The 321-nt window shown below is 43.6% G+C and carries 1 protein-coding gene; it reads left to right on the top strand.

Going from position 1 to position 321, the window contains the following annotated elements:
- Positions 1-219 (top strand): hypothetical protein (locus NOG12_RS13330; RefSeq protein WP_313933526.1); only part of this gene is annotated, 219 nt, incomplete at its 5' end.
- Positions 220-321 lie beyond the last annotated feature (102 nt).

The raw sequence follows: 321 nt of genomic DNA, 5'->3' as shown, positions 1-321 counted from the left end.
TGGGCGGCCGAAAATAGACCTGTATTGCTCGCCTTGGCTAATTTCTTGAGCATACTTATGCCACTAATTATCTTTGTTGCGGTAAACCAATTTTTGGTCAAAATTCGGCAGGCTGTTCAGCAACATGCCACGCTTTTAGTTGTGACCTTCATAACAATGTTTGCTTGGCCCCTAGGAGCTTTGTACGTTACGTGCGCCACTGGGTTAGATTGTTTATGAAAAGCACTGATAGCAAGGCGCCCAAGCGGACGGGTGAACTCGCAATTCAACTAGGATGTATTGATTCGTAAGTTAAATAATAAATCTGTAAGCGCAGTATCT

The organism is Pseudidiomarina fusca (assembly GCF_032227045.1).
Lineage (GTDB): Bacteria > Pseudomonadota > Gammaproteobacteria > Enterobacterales > Alteromonadaceae > Pseudidiomarina > Pseudidiomarina fusca.
The sequence above is the reverse complement of the archived record's forward strand: the minus strand, read 5'-3'. Positions and strand labels throughout refer to the sequence as shown.